We start from the raw sequence: 2,349 nt of genomic DNA on the forward strand, positions 1-2,349 counted from the left end.
CAAGTTCCTTATATGTTGAGCCTTTTTTATGATGTTCTTCTTGGTTTTGAATATATTTCCTGATGAAGTTTACATGCTTTTTTGATATTGTTAAAATACCATAACCTTCTTGCCAATACAATGTGACCTCACCAATCAATTCGTTGTTTACAAAATATGATGAAGAACCCTTGATTAATTTTACTGCTTCCGATATAGCCATTTTGGGAGGAATGTAGATCAACAAATGAACATGATTTTCTATTCCGCCAATCTCATGAATATATAGATGATGCCTTTTGCATTTATTTTCAATGAAATGGTAAACCTGGTTTCTAAATTTCTTATCTTCGAGATATGGTTCGTTGAGCTTTGTATGAAATACAAGGTGATAATATATTGATTTGAATGTTCTACCGGACATTTCTCGCTCCTTTTGCGATAGGTTGAAACCTATCTTTGAAACATACAAAATCCTTCAGGCTTCGCTGCGCTACGCCCAGACTGGGCGGATTGGGTAGTCTGAAAGACTTTGATTGTATTGAGCGAGGAGTTTTAACTCTTCGCAGATGTTTTTGTTTCATATCAAGGTGTTTTAACTCCTTGCTTATATCCATGTAAATAATTAAAACACATAATTTGTATAATTATCGTTGGTTCTATTCCAGCCGGTTTGTTCGTAATAGCAGGATTCAACAGCATTATTCAGAATGTAAACGATTCCGGTATTTTCATATTCTTGTTCCTGAACATATTTTTCGGGTACGGAAATGACATAATCATAGAAATCTTTTTTGAATTTCAGGAATTCGGTTTTTCGTTTGAAGGTGTTTTTGATTTGTTTTAGATTTTTAAATTTTTGCCAGACATTGATTGCAGTTTCATCATATTCAATAAAAACATCTTTTTTGTTGTATAATTTGTCATCAATTAATTTGAAAGATTTGTACAAATCAGCAAATTGCAAATTTTCCAAAAATCTTAAAATTTTGTCTGATTCATCGTCTGCAATTTTCTCATTAATAATTTGATAATATGAATCCATGTTTTTTAAGAATTCTGTTTCGGAAATTGTTGTTTTGTATCCCAACGATTCTTTTGTCTCAATGATGCTCAAAGCAGATTTTCCATAAATATATTTTGAAAAAGGAGTATTATTATGATTTTCATTTAAAATTTCAAATATTCGCACATTTCCTTTTTTCTCTGAAAAATTACGATTACATCTTCCGCAAACCTGATTGATAGATTCAAGCGGAGCAAAATCACGCCAAACATTCTCAATATCAATATCGACACCGGCTTCTATCATTTGTGTAGAAACAATTATTTTTCTTTTTTTAGATTTTTTGATATTTAGAATTTTTTCAAATCTGTGTTTGGGAATAATGTTTGTTGCGAGATAAAAATATTCAGCATCCAAATCCATCTTTTTCAAATTCTCAAATAGCTCGATAGAAGAATTTATCGTATTCATAACAAACAAAAAAGATTTATCAGAATTCTCAATCTCATTTTTACATTTCGCAATAAAATTTTGTAACTCTATGCTTTCTGATTCAAAATTCAAATTAATTCTATCAAATTGAGAAAAGTATTCCGATTTATCCGGAACTAATTCTATAATCTCATTTGATTCAAAAATTCTTGGTTGAGTAGCTGTTATCAAAATAAAATAAACATTAAAGATGTCAGAAATTTTTAGCAGCGTTTCCCGAACAAGTTTCCAATATTTGTAAGGAATACTTTGGACTTCATCTAATAAAATAATGGAGTTTGCTAATTTATGGAATTTCTGGATCATTCTATTTCGATTGGAAAATAATGTATGAAATATCTGAAAAAAAGTTGTAACAATAATTTCCGCTTCCCAGCTTTCGATCATAAATTTTGCCTGTTCAGGTTCAAATTCTGCATCACTGTCTTTTTGATTATAAGAAATTTCTGCAAGATGATGATGTTTTAACAAAATATCACTATCAGGATTTTTCAATATTTCATCGAATACTTCGTAATTTTGATCTATTATACTTGTGAAAGGTAAACCATAAATTATTCTCGGTTTGATTCCGATTTTCTCCAATCGTGTTTTCAATTTTAAGGCAGTCGATAAACAAGTTAGCGTTTTCCCGCTTCCTGTCGGAACATTCAAAGATAAAATCTTATTCTTTAAATCTATTTCTAAAATTTTAGAATTTGCATCATGAAAAATTGATTCGCGAATTTTATCTATTTTTGTTTTCGGTTTACCGAATTTCAAAGTCTTGTATTTTTTTATCAAATCGTTATCTAATTTGATACGATGATCTTGGTTAACTTTTCCAAAGATTGCATCTTCTTTATCCGAATGTAAAAGTAACGAATAAATAA

Annotated in this window: 2 protein-coding genes; both read right to left on the reverse strand. The window is 29.7% G+C overall.

What is annotated here, in order from left to right:
- Positions 1-403 (reverse strand): IS200/IS605 family transposase (gene tnpA, locus ENL20_06350; protein HHE38175.1); only part of this gene is annotated, 403 nt, incomplete at its 3' end.
- A 201-nt stretch (positions 404-604) separates the two neighbouring features.
- A partial coding sequence (gene cas3 / locus ENL20_06355; protein ID HHE38176.1) for a CRISPR-associated helicase Cas3' occupies positions 605-2,349 on the reverse strand: 1,745 nt, incomplete at its 5' end.

Source organism: Candidatus Cloacimonadota bacterium, assembly GCA_011372345.1.
GTDB lineage: Bacteria > Cloacimonadota > Cloacimonadia > Cloacimonadales > TCS61 > DRTC01.